The organism is Candidatus Phytoplasma pruni (assembly GCF_001277135.1).
Taxonomy (GTDB): domain Bacteria; phylum Bacillota_I; class Bacilli_A; order Acholeplasmatales; family Acholeplasmataceae; genus Phytoplasma; species Phytoplasma pruni.
Genome location: NZ_LHCF01000005.1, coordinates 1 through 22,068 on the forward strand (window position 1 = coordinate 1; position 22,068 = coordinate 22,068).

The window sequence follows — 22,068 nt, forward strand, 5'->3', positions numbered from 1 at the left end:
ATAATTTAAAAAACAAAATGAATACTAATCAATTAATAGAAAAAAAGAAACTTAATTTTTTAAATATGTTAAAAAACCCTAAAGGGAAAAAATTATTTTATTTTGTTTTATTTATAACTTTATTTACAATATTGTCAGATATAACAACTTTTTTTATTTTTTCTAAAAAAGAAAAGGGAATTTTTTTTTGTAAAGAAGTTTTTTTTAGATATTTAAAATATTTTACTTTTCAAATGAATATTGCTGTTTTATTAATTTTATTATCTTTTTTACTTAAAATTAAAAATAAAAAAATTCATTCTTTATTGATAATTATTATTATGGTAGACGCTTTATTAACTTTTTTTATTTACAATCTTTTCCTTCATCCGATTTGGATGCCTGAAAGCAGTGATTTTGTTCAAATTATAAGAAATAATAATTTAGAAGATAGAATTTGGTGCGCTTTAAGTATTTCACAACACTTTTTAATACCTTTTTCTTATTTCGTTCTTTTTTTCTTTTTTGTTCCAGTTAATTTTAATAATTTTAGAAAAATATTTTTAACTTTTATTCACCCTATTTTATTTCTCTCTTTTTATTATTTGTTGTTATTCTCTCCTAATAAAGGTTATCGTAATTGTGAAAAAGGAGGAAATAAATGTTTTTTTCCTTATCCTAATATTCAATGTCATAAACAGCATTTTTATAAAGGCAAAGAAATTAATAAATTATTTGGCGAACCATTATTCGATATGAGAAATATTGGAGGAAAAACAGCTGTTTTTTTTTAGAATACTGATTTTAACTTTTTTCTTTTCTTTTCTTTTTTTCTTTGCTCTATATTTTAAGAATAAATTTAATGATAAAAAAAGCTTTTTAAAAGGTAATATAATTATATACGATTAAAAAAATAATTAAATTTAAAAAAAAGGTTGATAAAAATGTCAATTGCAAAAAAAAGATTAGTGACGGGAATAAAGCCAACTGGAGATTTAACTTTAGGTAATTATTTAGGAGTCGTTAAACCGTTAGTTAATTTTCAAAAAAAATTTAATCAAGAATATGATCTTTATGTTTTTATTGCTGATTTACATGCTTTAACAAAATTTCAAGAACCAACATTATTAAAAAAAAGAATTAAAAATATCGCGGCTCTTTATTTAGCTTCAGGTTTAGAACCTTCTCAGGTTAATTTATTTGTTCAATCAGAAGTTGTTCAACATACTTATTTGAGTTATATAATGGAGTCTAATTCTTATTTAGGCGAATTAAACCGAATGATCCAATTTAAAGAACAGAAAAAAAATAATTCTAGTCAAAACATAAGAACTTCTTATTATACTTATCCTCTTTTAATGGCTTCAGATATTTTACTTTATGACGCTAATGTGGTTCCGGTTGGTCAAGATCAAAAACAACATTTAGAATTGACTCGCGATTTAGCTGATCGTTTTAATAGTTTGTACGGAGAAACTTTTGTTATTCCTGAATTTTTAAAAATGGGTCATACAATTAAATCTTTGACCGAACCAACTAAAAAAATGAGCAAAAGTTTTCAATTGGATCCGCAAAATGATAAAGGTTGTATTTTTATTTCAGAAGAATTGAAAGTTATTAGACAAAAAATTATGAGATCTGTAACCGATTCGGATAAAAAAATTTATTATGATATAGAAAAAAAACCAGGAATTTCAAACCTTTTAACCATTTATTCAGCTTTAAAAGATTTATCAATGGAAGAAACTGAAAAATATTTTTTAAATTCTTCTTATCAAATTTTAAAAGAAAAAGTTTCCGATGTAGTGGTGAAGACAATTGATGAAATTCAAAAGAAATTTTCTTTTTATAATAAAAACTCTATTTTATATGAAATTTTTGAAAAAGGAGCAAAAAACTCCAGTTTTATTGCAGAAAAAAAATAAAAAAAGTTAAGAAAAAATTAGGTATTGGATGGTAATAATAAAAATTTTTAAAAAATCTTATACCTTCAGAAGGTAGGGGGTATTTTTTTAAATGAATGATTTAGAAAAAAAAACACAAAAAATGAAAGAAACAAACATATGGAAAATTATTTTATTTTCTTCTTTTCCTATGATGATTTATTTAGTTTTTAACAATATTTCTAATAATATTGATTTATTTTTCTTAAAAAATAAATTTGGTTTAAAAGAAATAAGTATGTTTTCGCAAATTAATGGAGCTAAAAAAAATAATTTTTATTTTTGTTTTTTCCATTAGCATTGCCGGAATTTCTTTAATAGCCAGGGAATATAGTTTAAAAAAATTTTGAAAAAAATGCATAAATTATCTAATTTTTTTTTAGTTATTTTCTTTTTTTCTTTGTAATTTTTGTTTTAAGTTTTTTCATACATTTCAGAGCTACCTTTTTTAAAATTATTAAATATTAATGAAGACTTTATTGAAAATGAATACGGAAAAAGTTATTTTTTGCTTTCTTTATCTTCTTTATTTTTTGTCACCATTAATATGATTATTTTAGGTTTTGAAAGAATTCAAAAACATAATTCTAAAGTTTTTTTTTAAATTTATTTAATTTTTTTCTAAAAAATATTTATTTCTTATTTTCTTTGTGTTTGTATTACACCTGATGGAGAACTTTCGTCTAAAGAAGCTTTAAAAAAATATGTCTTTTATGTTTCTCTTTCTACTTTAATATCTGATTTTTTATTAACTGTGATTTCTCTTTTTATTATTTTTAATAAAAAAAATACTTTTTAGAATTAATTTGAAAAAAGCTTCTTTTGATAAAAATTTTTTAAAAAAATTATTTCAACTGTTTTTATCTATTTTTTCTATTAGAATTAGTAATATTTTAACTAAAGTTATTCTTAATTTTTCTATCATTAATAAAACTACTGATGGAATAATAACGGTCGCTACTTATAGTTTGGTTAGTTTCTTTATCGGTATAATTTATAATATAGAAATTTCTTTTGAAGAAAAACAATCTTTTTTAGTTAATAAAAATATTGAAAAAAATAATTTTCATGAGACTTTTCAAATTTTAAAAAAGACTCTTACATTCGTTATTATTATCGCTTTTATGACTTTGTTATTTATTTTTTTCCAATGGGAAAGTATTTTTAATTTTTTAAATAAAAACAAAAATAATAATAACATTGAGGAAATTAGAGTTATTTTTAAAACTTTAATATATTTTGACTTCTTCTCTTCTTTAATAAGTGTTTTTAATCTTTTAATAATGAGTTTTTTATTATCTTATAAAAGAATTTATAGTGTTTTATTTTTAAATTTTTTAAAAATGTTTTTAATTGGTTTTGTGTTCTTGATTTTAAATTCTTTTAAACATTTTTCTTCTCATCAATTGTTAGGAATGTCTTTATTATTAAATAATATAGTTATTTTCAGCATAACAATAGTTTTTTTCTTTTCAATATATAAAAAACCAAAGATTGAAGAAAAATTTTTAAAAATATTATACCAAAATTAAAAAAAATGTATTTTAATTTTGGTAGGAAGCTTTAAAAGAAGTAGCTAACAAACAAGCTGCAAAATTCAATGAAGCAGAAAACAAAGAATCAAAAGTTGAAAAAGTTGTTTTAGACTTCATGTTGAGTAAAGACAAAGAAAAAAAGAGGGTTGGGTAGCTAAAGCTATTAAACAAGCTATACAAAAAGCAGTTAATGACAAGAAACCAATATTAACACAACAATTCAAAGAAGCAGCTGAACAAGCTTCTAATTTAGATGGAGCAAATGAGGGCAAAGTTATAGAAGCTGCTGAAAAAGCAGTAGACGACCAAGACAAAACGCAAGAAGACAAAACTACAAAAAAAACAGAAAAACAACCAGAACCAAAAACATTAACAATTCAAGAATACACTCTAGTAGAAGTTAATACAGTAGTGAAAGACGATTTAGGTGAGCAAGCTGCTGAATTAACAGATGAAACAGCTAAAGCAGCAGTTCAAAAGCAATATTCAAATCTTAATATGGACGAAGTAACAGTAAAAGTTGACGCAGCTAACAAACAAGTTACAGTTTCAGCTGATGCAAACAGCAAAGTTTACGCAGGCACAGCTACTGTAAAATATACAGTTAAAGCAGCAACATCTGACAAACCTTGGTACAAAAGCGTTGTACTTTTGGTTTCAGTTGGTATAGCTTTTGTAGTTGCAGCAGTTGGAGTAGTTTATTACTTTAACAAAAACAAAAATTTAAAAATAATTTATTAATTAAATAATTTATTTTTGACAAAAAAACATCCTTTATAAGGGTGTTTTTTTATTTATTTTTTTAAAAAATAGTGAATAAAAACACATTTTCCAAAGAAGAGTGATAACTATAATCCAGCTTTATGTTTCTTTGTTCCATTAAATTTTGCGAAGAAAGAATGCTTCTTGTTTTAGGATCTATCATAAAGTTTTTTTCACAAGGTAATTCAAAAATCCATTTGGTTTCTTCGCTATCACGAGATTTTAATTTTGTTTCTTTTTTTTGATCCTTGAATATTAATTTATTTTGTTGATCTAATGTCCAACTAAAGAGTTTATCATTTTCTTCTAAATCGAATGGATCAGACATAATAGTACTAATAGAGGAAATAGCATTATTTTTTATATTTCTTTCAATAGTAATTTGACCATAATTTTTATTACAAAAAAAATCTCTTTTTAATTCTGAACCTGTTTCTTCGTCTAAGGTAATAGTTTCCACAGGGTTAATGAATTTTTGTAATTTATTGTTGTTCGGATTTATTTCGCATTCAATTTCTTCTTTTAAGAGAGGATCTTTTTCTTTAGTGGGAAAAAATGTAGATGATATGGTTTTACTCTTGAAGTTGTCTTCTGTTATTTCTTTCACATAAGCAGGATCATTTTGATGAATGACTTCGTTTTTTTCATTGACATGAACTATAAAAGCCCCTTTCCCTTCTTTTTGAAAAGAAATCTTTTGTATTTTATTTTTCTTTAAATCGTATTCAATAAAATTATTTTTATCAAAAAAGATGGTTTTAGTTAAAACTTGACCGCTTTTAATATCGTAATTAATGACGTTTTTCTTTTTCTTTTCGTAAATAGTTAATTCTTGGAGAGTTTTAGTTTTAACGTCAATTATGAAACTAATAATACCGTTTTTTTTCAAAAAAAGACTCACTAGCAAGAACACTTTCTGAACTAAAACTTTGAGTAGTTTTATTAGGGTCTAATAAAGGATTTGTATCCTCATAAGGTTGGATTAACTTGTTATTTTGATCAAATTGAAAAATGTTTCCTTCAGATAATTGCATTCTAATAACTCTATAAGTGGTTGGTTCTATTTCGATAAAGACATTATCTTTTTGAGGGAAAGTTATTTTTAAAGTATCTACTTTGTTTTTTATTAATGGTTTTATTAATGGTTTTGTTTTGGCAGCATCGTTAATAGTGCTTTTATTATATTGTTGATAACAAAATAAAATTACTAAAAAGCAAAGAATAACCAAAAACATTAATAATAATAATTTATATTTCAAGGAAGATTGGGAATCATCGCCCTTCATATATTTTTATTACCTTTCTATTATTATCAGTTGGTTTTTAAAAATAAGGTGGAAAAAAATATAATTGAAAAAGAAAAGAATTAGTTTATCAAAAAAATATTTTTTGATAAAAGTTAACAAACAAAACAAAAAAATATGAATAATAATTTATATTTAAAGGTAGACTGAGAAATCTCCTTGTTTATCTTTACCTTTCTATTATTATATAATCTTGATTTTGTAATGAATAAAATATTTACAAATCTATTTTTATTATAACAGATAAAAGCATTTCTCAATAGTGAAAATCTTATAAAAAGTATAAAATCTGCTTTATTTATAAAAAAAGACCTAAAAAAGGTATCTTTTATAAAGAAAGATTCTTATAAAAAACGTCTTTAGAATTAAATGGAAATTCAAAGAAAAACCTCCCTTTTTGAAAAATTTTTTCTTTTTTGTTTTTATCATTCATTTCATTCATTAAAAAAAGTTTTTTTCATTACAATAAAAGATGGCTTAGGCCAAAAAAATTCCATTAGAAAAAGTAAATCATGAATGAAAATGTCGATTCCTAAAAAAATATTTTCTTTCTTATTTCGTAAAAGTGTTTTTCTTTCGTGCGTCTGTTTAGGATTATATTGCCTTATTAGAACAAATATTAATATCTTTTCTCCTCCAGTTTCTCCCTCTTCCTTAACTGTTCAACAGAAAGGACAAGCTTTTTCTCGTAAGAAAAAACCTTCTAAAAAATCTAATCTTCTTCAACCTCTTTGTCAAACAGTTTACCAAGCCAACTTAGAACAAGAAGTAGAAAATGATGTTTATCAACCCAATATTATGTTAAATAAACCTGTTATGAAGACAGATAAATATAACGTTATGTTAGCGTTTTATAAATATAACGATCAAGGTCTTTTAATGAGAAAAAAATATAAAGCCGGTTTAAACAATTATTTTTATGAATATAACGATCAAGGTCAATTGATTAAAAGATATGGTGATAAATATGGTGATGCTAAGGAATTAGATGTTTTTACTTATCATTATAACGATAAAAATCAATTAGTGCGTCTTTTAGATCACAATAAAGTGGTTAAAAAAGAGTTTGAATATAACCAAAAAGGTCAATTAGCTAAAAAAACAGACTTTTATTTCTGGCAAACAGATCAAGCTTATACTATCACTTACAGTTACCAATATAACGAAAAAGGGCAAAAAATTAAAAAATTTTACCAAGGCATGGCGACTTATAATAAAAAAGGCATTTGCACCAAACCAAAGAAAAATTTTAATTTATTAGAAAATACATACGAATACAACCAAACAGGACAAAGAATAAGAAAACGCGAACGTAATAATGCCGTTTGTAGGATGTATAGATATCACGAATAAAATATTTTTTATAAAAAGAAGAAGAATAATTAAAACTCGCTGTGTGAATTATCTTGAAAAAGAGAGCCTCTTTTAGAGACTCTCTTTTTTTAAAAAAACATTGACAAATCAATCTTTTTATTTTAAAATTATTAAAGAACCCTAAAAAGTTTCTAATTGAATATATATTATCAATTAATAAGCAAATTGCCTCTTTTAAGAAAAAGAACTTTTTGCAAAAAAGATTAAGAATATTTTTAATTATGTTATAATTAGAATGTATGCTGGTGTGGCGAAATTGGCAGACGCATTTGACTCAAAATCAAACGAGGTTAAACTCATATCGGTTCAAGTCCGATCATCAGTACCAAAAAAATAATATTTATTCCTTATGCTCACATGAAATTCATGTGTTTTTCTTTTTATATCTCCCACTGATTTTAAAATTTAAAACTAAAAAGAGTAAAAAAATGTCTCATAAGTTCGAAGAATTTCTCCAAACCTTAAAAAAACCAGAATTACAACAATTTCAATTACAAGAAGTATTGGTAGATCCGTCCCACATTAGTTGGACCTTTTTTGTGACCGCGGAAGAATTCCCTTCTGAAGCTGCGCTTTTAGATGAATTCCGTAAACATTTACAAGAATTTATTAAAGTTCATACTGAAGAAAGCGTGAAAAACATGTCTTGTCATGTGCGTTATGAATTCCACCATTTTAACTATTTAAAAGATGAAAAAGTCTGGGAAAAACAATTCCAATATATTTTGCAAAAGAAAAAAACAGAAGCCAACGAGTCTTTTTTAGATCTTTTAAATTCTACGCCGACTATCTCTTGGGAAGAGAAAAAAGCCGTCTTTCGCTTAAATCCGATTCTTTTAAAATATTTCCATCGAACTGATATTTTAAAGGAATTAAACACTTTTTTTATCCACCGTTATGGCATAGATTTAGAATTTATAACGGAATATCCAGATCTTTTAGTTCTATCAGAGTTAAAAAAACCTACTATAGGTGGTTTTAATAATCTAGATAAGGACGAATTAACTTCTGAAGAAAAATTTAAAATTAATTTAATTAATATTATCGCTCAAAAGCAGGAAAACGAAATATATAAGATTTTGGATCAAACGCCTTTGATTGATGTAGAGAATAAAACTTGTGAGTTTGATTTCCCTCCTTATTTAAAAAATACTCTTACTCAACTGGATCTTCTGCCAAGTTTGCAAAAATTATTTGAAGAAGAACACCAATGTTTTTACCAATTCCGTAATAAAGGTGATGTAATGGCTGAAAAAAGACAGCAACAATGGGATCATAACGGGTTACCTTTAATTTCTTTTAAAGATATTCCGGTTAAAAACAGCGATTTAAAAACCTTTAAAAAAATAATCCCGCATTTAGGGTTAAAGGTTATGTGCAACAAGTGACCGAATCACCTATTAAAAATAACCAAAGCGTTTTAATTAAGTTTTTTTTATTAGACCCCGAAACCAAACAAGATTCTATCGAATATAAAAGTTTTTTTAACCAAAGTTATAAAGGTCAAACTAACACTTTTTACTCTCAAATTCAAAAAGATTTTCAAGAAGGTGTTTTAGTAGAAATAGAAACTTTTGTTGATTTTAACGCTAAAAACCAAGAATACTATTTTAATTTTACTCCTAAAAATGGGACTCCTAAATATCAAATTCTAGATAATGTGCCTTTGATGTACCAAAGACAAGATGATTATCCAGATAAAAAAAGAATTGAATTTCACCTCCATACGAAAATGTCTAATTTAGACGCGGTAACGAGTGTGAAAGATTATCTTGATATAGCTGAAAAATGGGGTCATGAAGCGCTTGCTTTTACCGATCATAACGGAGTTTATGCTTTTCCAGAAATAGAAAAACATCTGCGTGGTAAAAAAATAAAACCTATTTTAGGGGCTGAATTCGATTTTATTGCGGAAAAACCCCTTTATATCACTAACCAAGAACAATACCCCCAATTTCCTGATTTTATCTTAAAAAACCATAAATACGTTGTTTTTGATTTAGAAACAACAGGTTTTTCTAAAATAAGAGATAAAATTATTGAAATATCGGCTGTGAGGATTGAAAATGGCAAAATCACAGAAGAAATGTTTGATGAATTAGTAGATCCACAAACCAAATTAAACCCAAGAATTGAAGAGATTACTCAAATTACGAACCAAGATTTAGAGGGCAAACCCACTATTGATGCAATTTTGCCGCAGTTTTTAGATTTTGCTAAAGGTTATACTTTAATCGCTCATAACGCCTCTTTTGATATGGATTTCTTATTGGAAAACGTGAAAAGATTAGGTCTTTCTTATGAACCTCAACCTGTGATAGATACTATGCCTTTATCGCAAAAATATTTCAAACAATTTTTAAAGTTTTTTTCTTTAAAAAGATTGGCGAAAGTTTTTAAAGCTAAACCAACTTTAGAAGGTCATAGTCATAGAGCTTTATATGATTCCGAAACTACCGCTTTGGTTTATATTGAAATGATGAAAAAATTAGAAGAACGAGAAGTGCTGACTTTTTATGATTTAAAAGGGACAGCTGATACTTTGTTTGAAAGATCTTATCATGTGAATGTTTTAGCGAAAAACCAAACCGGTTACCAAGATTTATTTTATTTAATTAGTGACGCTTTAACGCAAGATTTTTATAAAAAACCCCGTTTATTGAAATCTAAATTAAACCAACATCGTGAAGGTTTATTAGTCGGTAGCGGTTGTTTTGATAGTAATGTCTTTGAGACAGCTTTAAACAATAGTGAACAAGATTTAGCAGAAGCGATCGCTTTTTATGATTATATCGAAGTTCAACCGCTAAACACCTATAAACATGTGATTTATGACTTAGGTGGCGATGATCCAGAGATTAACGCTCTGTCTATCGTGCAAAATACTTTGTTAAAAATCATTAACGAAGCGAGAAAACAAGGTAAAATAATTATTGCGACAGGAGATGTTCATTACCTGCATCAGTATGAAAAAATTTATCGTGAAATATATATTAACGCTAAATTAATTGGCGGCGGTTTACATAAATTATCTAAATTTAGCTCTGAAAATTTACCTGATAACCATTTATTAACCACTCAAGAAATGTTGGATGCTTTTAGTTTTATTGAAGATGAATTATTGAGAAAAGATTTAGTCATTAATAATCCGCATTTATTGAACCAACAAATTGATAAAATTCAAATTTCCCCCCAACAGTTGTTTTCTCTGCAAGATGATACTTTCGCCCAAAATTTAAAGGTTCCTAGTATTAAGCAAGAAATGAAGGTTTTAATTACGACTCGTATTGAAGCTTTATATGGCCAAATAGTGCACCCTTTAATTCAAGAAAGAATTGATAAAGAGTTGAAAAGTATTTTAGGAGATGATAACCAAAAAGACGCTAACCAAAACATTACTCCTATTTATTATTTATCTTATTTATTAGTTAAAAAATCAATGGAAGATGGTTATTCAGTAGGTTCTCGTGGTTCGATCGGTTCTTCTATTATTGCTAATGTGTTAGAAATTACGGAAGTAAATCCTTTAAGACCGCATTATCGTTGTCCCAAATGTCAATACACCGTGATGAAAATGACCGAAGAAGAGAAACAAAAGCCTTTATACCAAAAATACCTTAAAAAAGATGATCCTAATGATTATGATATTTTAGAACATACTTATTCTGGATATGATTTACCGGATAAAAAATGTTTCCAATGTAATGTCAATTTTAGTAAAAACGGACAAGATATTCCTTTTGAAACCTTTTTAGGTTTTGAAGGTAATAAAACCCCAGATATCGATTTAAATTTCGCAGGAGATTATCAAAGTAAAGCCCATGATTATATTAAAGAGTTATTAGGGGAAGAACACGTTTTTAGAGCCGGCACCATCCAAACGGTAGCTAAAAGAAACGCTTATGGTTATGTAAAAGGTTTTGTCAAAGATAAAGGTTTTGATGAGGAAATACGTGTTTCGGAAATTAGCCGCAGGTCCACGATGATTGAAGGCGTGAAACGTTCAACAGGTCAACACCCAGGAGGAATCGTAGTAGTTCCCAAAGGGCATAAAATCTATGAAATTACGCCAGTTCAGTATCCTGCTGACGATACGGAATCCAAATGGAAAACGACTCATTTTGATTACCATTCTTTTGAAAATAATTTATTTAAAATGGATATTTTAGGTCATGATGATCCAATGTTAATTAAATTTTTCATGGATTATGTGAAAAAAAATCCTTCTTTATTCCCGTTTGATCGTTATCAAGATATTCCGTTAGATGATATTAAAGTATACGAATTATTCGCTAATAAAGAAAAGAACAAAACCTCTATCGCTGTGCCTGAATTTGGTACTAATTTCGTTATCGCGATGTTAAAAGATATTTATGACAAAGAGAAAAAAACTTTTAATTTCTCTACTTTAGTGAAAGTATCAGGTTTATCGCACGGAACGAATGTTTGGACTCAAAATGCGAAAGATATTTTAGCGGGTAAAGGTGATTTTCAAGAAGATATCAAGAAAAAAATTTCTTTTGACGAAGTGATCGCTTGTCGTGATGAAATTATGAATACTTTAATCGAAAAAGGTGTTGATGCTTTACAAGCTTTTGATATCATGGAGTTTGTCCGCAAAGGCAAGCCTCATACTCATCCCCAAGAATGGGAAAAATTAATCTCTCCCGTAGAAGCTACAATACCGCAATGGTATTTAAAATCTTTAACCAAAATAAAATACCTTTTTCCGAAAGCACATGCTGCGGCTTATGTTTTAATGGCGATGAGAATCGCTTGGTTTAAAGTCAATCATCCTTTATTGTTTTATAGTGGTTATTTCTCCAAAAGAGCCGATCAATTCGATTATAATGTCATGTTAAAAACAGCACCCGAAATTGAGAAAGAATTGAGACAAGCGGATAAAAATCCTGATGATGGACAAATCACTATGAAAAAAACCGTTAAAAACGAATTAACCGCGAAAGAACAAAGCCGCATTAACACTTTAAAAAATGCTTATGAAATGGTCCAATTAGGTTATCAATTTTTACCGATTGATTTGAATAAATCAGAAGCAAACGAATTTGTGATTGAAAATGATAAAGCTTTAAGAATGCCTTTTGTGGCTATTGATGGTTTAGGGCAAGTAGCGGCGGATAACATTGTGATGAACCGTAAAGAAAAATTATTCACTCAAGATGATTTTGTCAAAAGAGTGAAAATTAATAAAACTATTTTGAAAAAGTTTAAAGACGAAATGATAATCGAAAGATTACCAGAAGAATAAATGATTTAAGTTTAGATTTAAAACCAAAATATGTTATAATAATGATAGATTATATAATATTTGAATATATTTTTATTATGATATAATTATTATGTAAAAGTTTTTTAAATGTTATTTATTTTTGTTGTTCAAGATTTTTTAGGAAGCAATAAACGATGTAAAATAAATTAAGGTGTGGTTTTCAATAAAAATAATTATAAGGTAGGTTTTTCATGTTAAAAGTTATTGTTATAGGGTGTACTCATTCAGGAACTGCTGCGGTTAAAACCATTAAAAAAAATTATAGCGATGTTGATGTAACTGTTTATGAGAGAAACGATACAGTTTCCTTCCTTTCTTGCGGAATAGCTTTATATATTGGCGGAGTTGTTCAAGATAGAAGAGGGTTATTTTATTCCAACCCAGATGAATTAACACAAATGGGCGCTAATGTCAATTTAGAACACGAAGTTTTAAAAGTGGATTTTGATAAAAAAGAAATCGTTGTTAAAAACTTAAAAACTAACGAAGAGTTTGTGGATCGTTTTGATAAGTTAGTGTTATCTACTGGTTCTTGGCCAGTTATTCCTCGCTTAGACGGAATGGATTCTAAAAATTTATTATTATCCAAAAACTTTGCCCACGCCAACGAAATTATTGAATACGCTACTGGCGTGAAAAAAATTACTGTTGTGGGTGCTGGTTATATTGGTGTTGAATTAGCGGAATCTTTCTCTCATCAAGGTAAAGAAGTAGTGTTGATTGATGCGGAAGAAAGAATCATGTCTAAATACTTAGATAAAGAATTTACTGATTTAGCTCAAGACGCTTTTACTAAAAATAACGTTAAATTGGCTTTAGGACAAAGAGTTTCTAAATTAGAAACTTCTAATGGGTTAATTACTCACGTACACACCGATAAAGAAGTTTTTGAAACAGAAATGGTTATTATGTGTATTAGTTTCATTCCGAACACTAAATTAGTGAGCCATGGATTAAAAACGTCTCCTAATGGCGCTTTAGTAGTTAATGAATACTTGCAAACTTCTAATTCAGATGTTTATGCTTGTGGCGACTGTGTTAATATTTATTATAACCCGACACAAGAATCTAAATATATTCCTTTAGCGACTAACGCTGTTAGAATGGGAACTTTAATAGGAATGAACATTACAGAAAATAAACATAAATATTTAGGCACTCAAGGTACTAGTGGTATTAAAATCTATGATTTAAACATCTCTTCTACTGGTTTAACTGAAAATATGGCTAAATTATTAGGTTTAAATTATGCTGCTGTAACGATCAGAGACGCTAACAGACCTGAATTTATGCCGGATTACGAATCAGCTTTATTAAAAGTAGTTTTTGATAAAAAAACACGTAATATCTTAGGCGGACAGATTTTATCTAAAGCTGACTTAACAGAAAAAATGAATACTTTAAGCGTATGTATTCAAAAAAATATGACTATTGATGAATTAGCGTTTGTAGATTTCTTTTTCCACCCTCATTTCAACAAACCTTGGAGTTTGTTAAACCTAGCGGGCTTGAAATCTTTAGAAATTAAATAATATCCGTAATAACCTCAACTAGAAAGAAACTAACAAAATATATGTTTTTTATCTTTTTTAAAAAGATTTTTCTTTACTTATTAATTTTTTTAATAGGCAGTTTAGGAGGAGCTTTGTTTTATAAAAAAGCTCAAACTAACGAACCGTCTTTTTTAACTAAAAAAAGGATAGATATTGTTAGTAATCAAATTAAGAACCAAATTGGTTTTCAAACTAACACTAACGAACCAAGCTTTAATTTGTATCACGAAATGTTGCATCATTGGTTAATCGCGATCAACGAAGTAGATAAACAATTTTTTACTAAATAAGAAAAAGAAAGTTTTTTCAACAGATAAAATAAGCGGTTGAAAGATAACTTTGGGCTAAATTAATAAATTATTGTTATTATTGATAATTATTAAGTTAGTCCAAAGTTTCTTTATAAGTTGTTTTAACATCATTTTTTGGAAAAACCTCTTTTTATTGATCTTAGAAAGGTTTTAAACTAACTTTAAACCTTTTTATCGAAAGAAACTCCAAAATTTCTTAATTACCCCTTTTTAGTATTTATAAAAGTGTTATAATGTTTAATGAAGAATCTTTTATTATGATATCATTTAAAAGTCAACTAAATCTTTACCAAGAAATTGGTCAATTTAAAAAAGGAGAATTTGGATTAAGATTATGAAAAAATATCAATTACCTCAATTACCTTATGATTACGACGTTTTAGAACCTTTCATTGATACTAAAACAATGGAAATACATCATCAAAAACATCATCAAGCTTATGTCAACAACTTAAATATTGTTTTAGAAAAATATCCACAAATTAACGCTGATTTAGAGGTTTTATTAAAAGATTTATCTTTAGTACCTGAAGAAGCAAGGACGGCTGTTAGAAATAACGGCGGCGGACATTATAATCATTCCTTTTTTTGGCAAATTTTACAAGTTAATAATGGTGCTCAACCTATTGGTAAATTAAAAGAATGGATCGAACGTGATTATCAGAGTGTCGAAAATTTAAAAGACCAAATAGCTTTAAAAGCAAAAACTGTTTTTGGTAGTGGTTGGGCTTGGTTAATTTTAAACCACCATCAGAAATTAGAAGTAGTTAGTACAGCTAACCAAGATACGGTTTTAAATTTAGGCTATCCTCTTTTAGGGATAGATGTTTGGGAACATGCTTATTATTTGCATTATCAAAATCGTCGCCCAGATTACATAGAAGCTTTTTATAATGTCGTTAATTGGCAACAAGTGGCTAAAAATTTAGAAGAAGCTTTGTTGAAAAAACAATGATAAATCCACAAACTAATTTGCATTACCACCAAATATATATGTTTCCTAAAAAGATGAAAGAACTAAGGGTCAAAATCATTAATAATTTATATCAATATGATTTTTATCACAATGAACTTCAAGTCAAAAACCCTAATGTTAACGAAAAGATCGTTCTTGTGGAACAATTAATTAATAATATTGTTTTAATCGATAATATTATTCAAAAAAACTTATACGATTATACTTTAGATAGATTGAATAAAGTTGATAAAGCTATTATTCGTTTAGCTACTTTCGAATTAATGGAAAAAAAACTGTCTCATAGAATTATTATTAACGAAGCGATTGAATTAACTAAAGAATATTCTTCTTTAAACAATAATAAACAATATAAGTTCAACAATAAGCTTTTGCAACTTATTTATGAATACCTTGACAGCAATACCTATAAAAAGAGCTTTTAAAATAAAAGCTCGTTTTTTATGTCTTATGTTAATTTTTTTTAAAAAAGAAGAGTTGTCTTAAAAAAATATGTTTTCTTTTGGTTCTGAATGGTTTTTGTTCTTAACAGATTCAAAGCCATCCTTAACTTTTCAAAAAGCTATAAATGGCTAAAATAGGAACCAATGAAAAAACTAAGATAGCTAGAAAAATTACTAAATTAGTAACAGTAAACAATTTAGTTTTTTTCATTACTATTGGTGTTTTATTATTTTTTTTAGTTTTGGCGGATTTTTTTTATTGTTTTTTTTCATGGAATTCTCTTTTCTTCATTGTTTATTTAGATCCCTCAAAAAGATCTATTTATTAATATTTTAAAGGAAAAACACTAAAAAAATACTTTTTATTTTATTTTTTTATTTTCGTTGGTTTAAAGACGGAAAATATTTATGTTATTACAAAAGAAAGGGTTGAAATAATGCAGACCTATCTTCAAGACAAATTAAAATTATTAAAATTTAAAACTATTACTCCGATACAAAAAAAATTTTTTGAGGAGTTTGATAAACCTTTTAACTTAGTAGGGATCGCTCCTACAGGAACAGGTAAAACACACGCTTATTTATTGCCTATTTTAAGCAAAATAGACTGGAATAAAAACATGATTCAAGCGGTGATAGTTGTTCCTACTAATGAGCTTGTTTTTCAAGTTTTTAATATGTTAAAAGAAATTGAAAAACAAAATTCTAAAGTAAAGATTTTTTACGGTGGAATGGATAAACAAAAAATACTCTCTAGTTTGGAAAAAAAAACAACCTCCTGTGGTGATCACTACTTTAAGTAAGTTAAGCGAATATACCCAAACTTTAAACAAATTAAATATTTTTAAAGCTGCTTATTTAGTGTTAGATGAAGCGGATATGTTATTTGATCAAGAATCTTTAAATTGGTTAGATCCTTTATTGGTTAAATGGCGACCTAAAATATTATTATTTTCTGCTTCTATCACACCCGCTATGAAACCTTTCATTAATAAATATTTCGGCAAATCTTTATTTTTAGATGTTAATTCAGAACAAAAAATAAATTTAAAATATTACGCTTTAGAAAGTTCTTCTGATAAAAGAATCAATAATTTGGTTCATTTTTCTAAAACTTTAAACCCCTTTTTAGCCTTAATTTTTGTTTCTCATAAAAAAGACCAATTTATGGTTTATGAAGGCTTAAAAGAAGCTAATTTAAATGTTTTAAACTTTTCTTCTGATTTATCAGTTAAACAAAGAAAACAACATATGGCTGAAATTAAAAAAATGAAATATCAATATATTATTTCTAGTGATTTAACCGCTAGAGGGCTAGACTTAGATATTACTTGGGTAATTCATTATGATTTGCCGAGCCGTAATTTAGAGTTTTTCCAACACCGTAGCGGTCGTACAGGTAGAATGGGCAAAGACGGTAACGTTTTAGTGATTTATAACGAGAAAGATAAAACTTCCTTGGATAAAATTAAAAAACTTAATGATATTGTTTTTCATAATATTACTTTAACTAAAACAGGTTTCCAAGAAGAAGTTAAAAAAGAAGTTCGTCCTAAGAAACAAACTTCTAATAATAAAATTAATCTTTCCTACAATAAATACAATTTTTATAAAAAAAATGATAAAATGAGTTTTCCTAATAAAAATGGTAAAAAAAATAACCCTCATTTTTCCAAAAGAAGAGATAAAAAAAATGATAAAAATAGGTAGTCATGTCCCTTTTAAAAAACCTTTAATGTATTTAGACTCTTTACAAAAAAGTTTATCTTTTGACGCTAATACTTTTATGATTTATACTGGAGCGCCACAAAACACTATTAGATCTGATTTGAAAAATGCTAACTTATTAGAAACTTTCGAACAAATGAAACAACATAATTTAGACCCTAATGATTTAGTAGGTCACGCACCTTATATTGTTAATTTAGCCAACCCTTCTTTAGCGAAAAGAACTTTCGCGATTGATTTTTTAACGAAAGAATTATATAGATTTGAACAAATGAAAATTGTTCGAATGGTACTTCATCCTGGCAATAACATGAATAAAAACAAAAGAGAAGCGATAGAATTTATCGCTTCAGGCATCAACCAAATTTTTAAAAATACTGCTGATTTAAAGGTGGGGATAGCTTTAGAAACTATGGCCGGTAAAGGAAACGAAATAGGCGCTTCTTTTCAAGATTTAAAAGATATTATTATTTTGATTAAAGATGAAAAAAGAATTTCTGTCTGTTTTGATACTTGTCATGTTTTTGATTCTGGTTATGATATTAAAAATAACTTTGAATTAGTGATGGAAAAATTCGATTCTATTGTGGGTCAACAATATTTATCTGTTTTTCATATTAACGATTCTAAAAATGTTTTAGGTAGTCGAAAAGATCGTCATGAAAATATTGGTTACGGAAATATCGGTTTTGAAGCTTTAATTAATATTATTTATCATCCTTCTTTTTTATCTTTACCAAAAATATTAGAAACCCCTTTTATTAATGGTTTCGCCCCTTATAAAGAAGAAATAAAAATGATTAAAGAAAAAACCTTTAACCCTAATTTGAAAAAAGTTTTGAAGAAAAGGTTTAAAAAAATATAAAAGACTCATTAGACGATAAAGAAATGAGAGAAATGAAAAAGCTATGTAAAAACACATAGCTTTTTTTGTTGTTTGATAACTGGTTTTTCTTTTTTGGCAGACACAAAAGAGTTATTTTTAGCAAAAACTCTTAGTAAATGTTATGAGAAATCTTTCTGAGAGATAAAAGTTTATATTTCTTCTTAAACAAGCCTTTTGGACAAGTTTTTAACCCTTTTTGATTTGGATAAGGCATAAAAAAATGTATAAATTTTCTCCACGCTCTTGAAAAAAAAAAAAACCATATATAATGTATATTGATATGTAGCAATTTATTAAATAATATAAAAAGGAGCATTTTTTATATATGTCAAAAATCAAAAATAGTAAGAAATTAGTAATTATAGTTTCTAGTGTTTTATTAGTTTGTGGTACGCTTTATTTTTATAAACGTGGAAAAGAGACAGATAAGGCGGCAAAAGAAACTGTTAAAACTGTTAATATGGTTTGGGCAGCAGATATTAAAGGTTTCGATCCGACTAACAAAATACATTCCAGTTCTTCAGTTTCCGCAAAGCTTTATTCAGCCGTTCACGATACTTTAATTGTTGAGGATAAAGTTAATGAAAAAACAGTTGGTAGGTTGGCTGAAAAATGGGTTAAGGTCGGGAATGAAATTACTTTCACTCTTCGTGATGATATCTTTTTTCATAATGGCCAACCTGTAACAACCGAAGATGTTGTATATTCTCTTCAAAAAGGAATAAACAACAATAATAATGATTATTCAGATATTATTCAAGATTTGAATGTTTTAGATGATAAAAAAGTAAAAGTTACAATTAAAAATGATATTTTATGGTGGACTTCTTTTTTAGCAAGTTATAGAATTTTATGTAAATCTGAAGTTGAAGCTGACAATGATAAAGGTGTTAAAGTCGGTGCAGGTCCATATAAATTAGTTCATTATGAACGCGATGACAAAATGTCGTTTGAACTTTTTGAAAATTATTGGAACAAAGAAGCCATCAAAGAAAGCCCGAAAAAATTGATGGTTAAAATTCAAAAATCATTTGAAACCACTTTACAAGAATTAGAAACAGGAACAATTGACTTAGCTACGGAAGTTCCCTCTGATAAGGTTAATTCTTTAAAAGAAAAAATATCTAATGGAACACTTAAAGGTTTAGAAATAGTAGAAAATACAAACGCTTCCGTTTTGCAAATTTATATGAATGCAGCGCGCACAAAAAAACCAGCACGTCAAGCGATAAGTTTAGCTTTAAATTTCCCTCCAATGATTTCTGCTTTACAATTGCCTGTAACACCCTTAGATACTTACGTTCCAAGCTGTTTAGTTGGACACAATAAACAAATTAAACGCAAATACGATATGGACGAAGCTAAAATAATAGTAAGCGGATTATCAACTGAAGATAAAAAAATTAAATTAGGTTACGCCGGTAAAGAAAGTCCTCAACTTCCTAATAAAATAGCAGAAAGTTTAAGAGAAGCTGGTTTTGATGTTACAACAGAAACAGCTGACTTTAATGCTTTTTTATCAGAAGTGAAAGAACCCACTTCTTCCTATAATATGGTTTTAATGGGCGAATTACATGAAATGAGTTACGGCCACAAAGCTTTATGTGATTATTTCTTAAAGGATTCTGTATATGCTTTACCTCACATTCAACAAGGCGATGCAACAGATAAAGCTAAAGGCGAAGTGATAGATTCTAAATTGAGACAAACTCAAAAAGAAAGCAATTTAAAAACATATACAACTTTAGTAAAAGAAGTTCAACAAATTTTAAATGATGAAGTTTATGTAATACCTATTTACGAAGGAAAATTGCACTTCTTAAAATCTTCTAAAATAAAAGACTTTACATGTGATATTTTTTCTAGAATAGATTGGGAAAAAATAAAAAAATTAGCATAAAAAAACAATGATGAGTTTTAATCTGAATTACATATTTTTATATTTGGGTTAAAAACCCATCATTCTTTTTTAAATAATAAAATAATTTTGAGGATAAAAAATGATAAAATACATTTCAAAAAAATTTTGTTATAACATGATGATTTTTATATCTGTTATTTTTATAAGTTTTTTTGCCGTTAAATTAATACCTGGCGATCCTATTAGTGCGATTGCAGGGTTGAAAGGTGGCAACCTAGCACAAAGAAAAGTTTTAGAACGCGACTTAGGCCTTGATTTGCCTTTGTTAAAACAATTTACCAACTACTTAACACAAATATTTTTTCATTTTGATTTCGGCAAATCGTATTATAATGATAAATTGCCAGCCGTAAAATTATTTTTTAAAGCTTTCAATAACACTTTTAAATTAGCGCTATTGAGCACTTTAATTGGTTCTTTATTAGGCATTTTATTCGGAGTTCTTTCGTCTTATTGGCAAGGTAAGAAAAAAAACTTACTTTTAAACGGTCTTTCTGTTTTTGTCATGTCGTCTCCTACTTTTGTTATCGCTTTTTTAATGCAATTATATTTAGGAAAAATGTTTCATTTGCCTAGATCAGGTTTTGACACTTTGCAAGCGATGATTTTACCTGTTTTAAGTTTATCTTTAGTCGTGAGTGTTTCGGTTTTTAAAATAACTCAAACCAGCATGAAAGAAACATTAGAACAACCTTATATTAAAGCAGCTTACGCTAAAGGATTGTCCAAAAATCATATTATGTTTAAATATGCTTTAAAAAACGCGTTAATTCCTGTTGTGGCTCATATAGTTTTAATGTTTAGTTATTTAATCGGTGGAGCTATAATTACTGAATTTGTTTTCAACATTAAAGGAATTGGAAGTTTAATTATCTCATCATTCGAGAATAGAGATTATTTAGTATTACAAGGCAGCATCATTTTATTAGCTTTATTCATTAGCCTTTTTAACTTATTGTTAGATTTTGTTTACGCTTTATTAGAACCTCGTATAAATAAAAAAGTTTAAATGCATAAATTTTCAAAGAAAGGATAATCAAATTTAAATGTTAAAAATAAAAAAATACCACAATCGATTCATACGATTTTTAAAACAATCAAAAGCAATAAAAAGATTTTAATTGGTTTTTTATTTTTAACCCTTTTAATTGTATTCTCTTTTGTGATGCCTTTTTTTTCTTTTATCAAAAATCCTAATGTATCACCTTATAAACGCTTACAAGGAATTAGTTGGACCCATTGGATGGGAACTGATTCCACTGGTAGAGATTTATTTAGTAGAGTGATATATGGAGCTAAAATTTCTTTACAAATAGCTTTTTATTCTGTTGTAATAAGTAGCATAATAGGTTCTTGTTTAGGAATTATGGCGGGTTATTTTAGAGGATTTTTTGATACTGTGATTAATTTTGTATGTGATATTTTGGTAGTTTTTCCTGATGTTATTTTAGCTATCGTAATTATGTTCTTTTTAAATAAAAGCATGACTTCGTTAGTGATTGTTTTAATTATTTCCCGTATTCCTTCTTTTATCAGAGTGATGAGAGCTAATACGATGAAAATAAAACAAAAAGATTTTATTAAAACTTCTAAAGCGTTAGGGGCGAGCGATATCAAAATTATTTTTAGACATGTTTTACCTCATTTAACGTCTTTTTTCATCATTCAAATTACTTTAAGCATGTCATCCGCTATTCTAACTGCTTCAGGATTAGGTTTTATCGGTTTAGGACTAGATCCACAAATTCCTGAATGGGGAAGTATTTTAAGCTCCAGTAAAAGCGATATAAGATGGCATTTTCATCTGTTTTTAGGGCCTTTCATTGTGATCGTTTTAACGTGTTTATCTTTTAATTTGATAGGTTCTGGTTTGATGGAATATTTTGACCCTAACAATGAACAATAAGAATAATAAATCTTTTTTCAACTAATCTGAAAAAGATGGCTAACCAAAAGATTTCTTGAGGATGATAAAAGAATGATAATTGGTTCCCTCTAAAAAGATTTCTTTTTAATAAAAAAACGTGGTTTTAAGTCTTATTTAAACAAATAAAAAGGATTTG

20 protein-coding genes, 1 tRNA gene and 1 pseudogene are annotated in these 22,068 nt (G+C 27.3%); 19 read left to right on the forward strand and 3 right to left on the reverse strand.

Features of this window, described 5'->3' with window-relative positions:
- The 4 genes from CPX_RS01150 to CPX_RS01165 all read left to right on the forward strand — a co-directional run.
- On the forward strand, positions 1-773 hold a 773-nt coding region (locus CPX_RS01150; protein ID WP_235443194.1), incomplete at its 5' end, for a hypothetical protein.
- A 150-nt stretch (positions 774-923) separates the two neighbouring features.
- Complete coding sequence (gene trpS / locus CPX_RS01155; protein ID WP_053521405.1) at positions 924-1,904, forward strand: tryptophan--tRNA ligase; 981 nt, start codon at positions 924-926, stop codon at positions 1,902-1,904.
- 91 nt (positions 1,905-1,995) lie between these two features.
- Positions 1,996-2,220 (forward strand): hypothetical protein, encoded by a 225-nt coding sequence (locus CPX_RS01160; protein WP_053521406.1) that lies wholly within the window; start codon positions 1,996-1,998, stop codon positions 2,218-2,220.
- Between the two features lie 508 nt (positions 2,221-2,728).
- On the forward strand, positions 2,729-3,454 hold the full coding sequence (locus tag CPX_RS01165; RefSeq protein ID WP_053521407.1) for an MATE family efflux transporter: 726 nt from the start codon (positions 2,729-2,731) through the stop codon (positions 3,452-3,454).
- Between the two features lie 116 nt (positions 3,455-3,570).
- On the opposite strand, the gene CPX_RS02990 is transcribed toward CPX_RS01165, so the two are convergent.
- Positions 3,571-3,771, reverse strand: coding sequence for a hypothetical protein (locus CPX_RS02990; protein ID WP_152907379.1), 201 nt, complete (start codon positions 3,769-3,771; stop codon positions 3,571-3,573).
- Between the two features lie 97 nt (positions 3,772-3,868).
- Between CPX_RS02990 and CPX_RS01170 the strand changes: the two genes are divergently transcribed.
- A complete protein-coding gene (locus tag CPX_RS01170) occupies positions 3,869-4,198 on the forward strand; it encodes a hypothetical protein (RefSeq protein ID WP_053521408.1) in 330 nt (109 codons plus the stop codon).
- A gap of 61 nt (positions 4,199-4,259) precedes the next feature.
- Here CPX_RS01170 and CPX_RS01175 read toward each other — a convergent pair whose 3' ends face one another.
- Both CPX_RS01175 and CPX_RS03235 read right to left on the reverse strand, forming a co-directional pair.
- On the reverse strand, positions 4,260-5,108 hold the full coding sequence (locus CPX_RS01175; protein ID WP_235443195.1) for a hypothetical protein: 849 nt from the start codon (positions 5,106-5,108) through the stop codon (positions 4,260-4,262).
- The gene (locus CPX_RS03235; RefSeq protein ID WP_235443196.1) at positions 5,086-5,505 is read right to left on the reverse strand and encodes a hypothetical protein; all 420 of its coding nucleotides are present in this window, start codon (positions 5,503-5,505) and stop codon (positions 5,086-5,088) included. The genes CPX_RS01175 and CPX_RS03235 overlap by 23 nt, the downstream gene beginning before the upstream one ends.
- 534 nt (positions 5,506-6,039) lie before the next feature.
- On the opposite strand from CPX_RS03235, the gene CPX_RS01180 reads away from it, so the two are divergent.
- From CPX_RS01180 to CPX_RS01240, 14 genes and pseudogenes are all read left to right on the forward strand, one after another.
- Entirely contained in the window at positions 6,040-6,876 is an 837-nt protein-coding gene (locus tag CPX_RS01180) for a hypothetical protein (protein ID WP_053521409.1), read from the forward strand.
- Between the two features lie 262 nt (positions 6,877-7,138).
- Positions 7,139-7,225 (forward strand) — tRNA-Leu (locus tag CPX_RS01185).
- Positions 7,226-7,325: 100 nt separating this feature from the next.
- A complete protein-coding gene (locus CPX_RS03240) occupies positions 7,326-8,285 on the forward strand; it encodes a hypothetical protein (RefSeq protein ID WP_235443197.1) in 960 nt (319 codons plus the stop codon).
- Positions 8,273-12,166: a PolC-type DNA polymerase III gene (locus tag CPX_RS01190; RefSeq protein ID WP_235443198.1), complete on the forward strand. Its 3,894-nt coding sequence runs from the start codon at positions 8,273-8,275 to the stop codon at positions 12,164-12,166. Before CPX_RS03240 ends, CPX_RS01190 begins: the two co-directional genes overlap by 13 nt.
- Positions 12,167-12,378: 212 nt before the next feature.
- On the forward strand, positions 12,379-13,719 hold the full coding sequence (locus CPX_RS01195) for an FAD-dependent oxidoreductase (RefSeq protein WP_053521410.1): 1,341 nt from the start codon (positions 12,379-12,381) through the stop codon (positions 13,717-13,719).
- A gap of 41 nt (positions 13,720-13,760) precedes the next feature.
- Positions 13,761-14,030: a hypothetical protein gene (locus CPX_RS01200; RefSeq protein ID WP_053521411.1), complete on the forward strand. Its 270-nt coding sequence runs from the start codon at positions 13,761-13,763 to the stop codon at positions 14,028-14,030.
- A 355-nt stretch (positions 14,031-14,385) separates the two neighbouring features.
- Entirely contained in the window at positions 14,386-15,006 is a 621-nt protein-coding gene (locus CPX_RS01205) for a superoxide dismutase (protein ID WP_053521412.1), read from the forward strand.
- Positions 15,003-15,452, forward strand: coding sequence for a transcription antitermination protein NusB (locus CPX_RS01210; protein WP_053521413.1), 450 nt, complete (start codon positions 15,003-15,005; stop codon positions 15,450-15,452). Before CPX_RS01205 ends, CPX_RS01210 begins: the two co-directional genes overlap by 4 nt.
- A gap of 143 nt (positions 15,453-15,595) precedes the next feature.
- A complete protein-coding gene (locus CPX_RS03085; protein WP_053521414.1) occupies positions 15,596-15,799 on the forward strand; it encodes a hypothetical protein in 204 nt (67 codons plus the stop codon).
- Positions 15,800-15,907: 108 nt separating this feature from the next.
- A pseudogene (locus CPX_RS03580) lies at positions 15,908-17,180 on the forward strand (DEAD/DEAH box helicase).
- Complete coding sequence (locus CPX_RS01225; RefSeq protein WP_053521427.1) at positions 17,164-18,063, forward strand: deoxyribonuclease IV; 900 nt, start codon at positions 17,164-17,166, stop codon at positions 18,061-18,063. The pseudogene CPX_RS03580 and the gene CPX_RS01225 overlap by 17 nt, the downstream one beginning before the upstream one ends.
- Before the next feature lie 346 nt (positions 18,064-18,409).
- The gene (locus CPX_RS01230; RefSeq protein ID WP_053521415.1) at positions 18,410-19,984 is read left to right on the forward strand and encodes an ABC transporter substrate-binding protein; all 1,575 of its coding nucleotides are present in this window, start codon (positions 18,410-18,412) and stop codon (positions 19,982-19,984) included.
- Between the two features lie 100 nt (positions 19,985-20,084).
- A complete protein-coding gene (locus tag CPX_RS01235; protein ID WP_053521416.1) occupies positions 20,085-21,014 on the forward strand; it encodes an ABC transporter permease in 930 nt (309 codons plus the stop codon).
- A gap of 156 nt (positions 21,015-21,170) precedes the next feature.
- Positions 21,171-21,911 (forward strand): ABC transporter permease, encoded by a 741-nt coding sequence (locus CPX_RS01240; protein ID WP_235443199.1) that lies wholly within the window; start codon positions 21,171-21,173, stop codon positions 21,909-21,911.
- The last annotated feature ends 157 nt before the right edge of the window (positions 21,912-22,068 follow it).

Coding starts and splice junctions, on each gene's coding strand:
- CPX_RS01205 (WP_053521412.1), top strand. CDS start 14,386: ATGAAAAAATATCAATTACCTCAATTACCTTATGATTACGACGTTTTA.
- CPX_RS01240 (WP_235443199.1), top strand. CDS start 21,171: ATGCCTTTTTTTTCTTTTATCAAAAATCCTAATGTATCACCTTATAAA.
- CPX_RS01200 (WP_053521411.1), top strand. CDS start 13,761: ATGTTTTTTATCTTTTTTAAAAAGATTTTTCTTTACTTATTAATTTTT.
- CPX_RS03085 (WP_053521414.1), top strand. CDS start 15,596: ATGGCTAAAATAGGAACCAATGAAAAAACTAAGATAGCTAGAAAAATT.
- trpS (WP_053521405.1), top strand. CDS start 924: ATGTCAATTGCAAAAAAAAGATTAGTGACGGGAATAAAGCCAACTGGA.
- CPX_RS01160 (WP_053521406.1), top strand. CDS start 1,996: ATGAATGATTTAGAAAAAAAAACACAAAAAATGAAAGAAACAAACATA.
- CPX_RS01195 (WP_053521410.1), top strand. CDS start 12,379: ATGTTAAAAGTTATTGTTATAGGGTGTACTCATTCAGGAACTGCTGCG.
- CPX_RS01230 (WP_053521415.1), top strand. CDS start 18,410: ATGTCAAAAATCAAAAATAGTAAGAAATTAGTAATTATAGTTTCTAGT.
- CPX_RS03235 (WP_235443196.1), bottom strand. CDS start 5,505: ATGAAGGGCGATGATTCCCAATCTTCCTTGAAATATAAATTATTATTA.
- CPX_RS01225 (WP_053521427.1), top strand. CDS start 17,164: ATGATAAAAATAGGTAGTCATGTCCCTTTTAAAAAACCTTTAATGTAT.
- CPX_RS01235 (WP_053521416.1), top strand. CDS start 20,085: ATGATAAAATACATTTCAAAAAAATTTTGTTATAACATGATGATTTTT.
- CPX_RS01180 (WP_053521409.1), top strand. CDS start 6,040: ATGAAAATGTCGATTCCTAAAAAAATATTTTCTTTCTTATTTCGTAAA.
- CPX_RS03240 (WP_235443197.1), top strand. CDS start 7,326: ATGTCTCATAAGTTCGAAGAATTTCTCCAAACCTTAAAAAAACCAGAA.
- CPX_RS01210 (WP_053521413.1), top strand. CDS start 15,003: ATGATAAATCCACAAACTAATTTGCATTACCACCAAATATATATGTTT.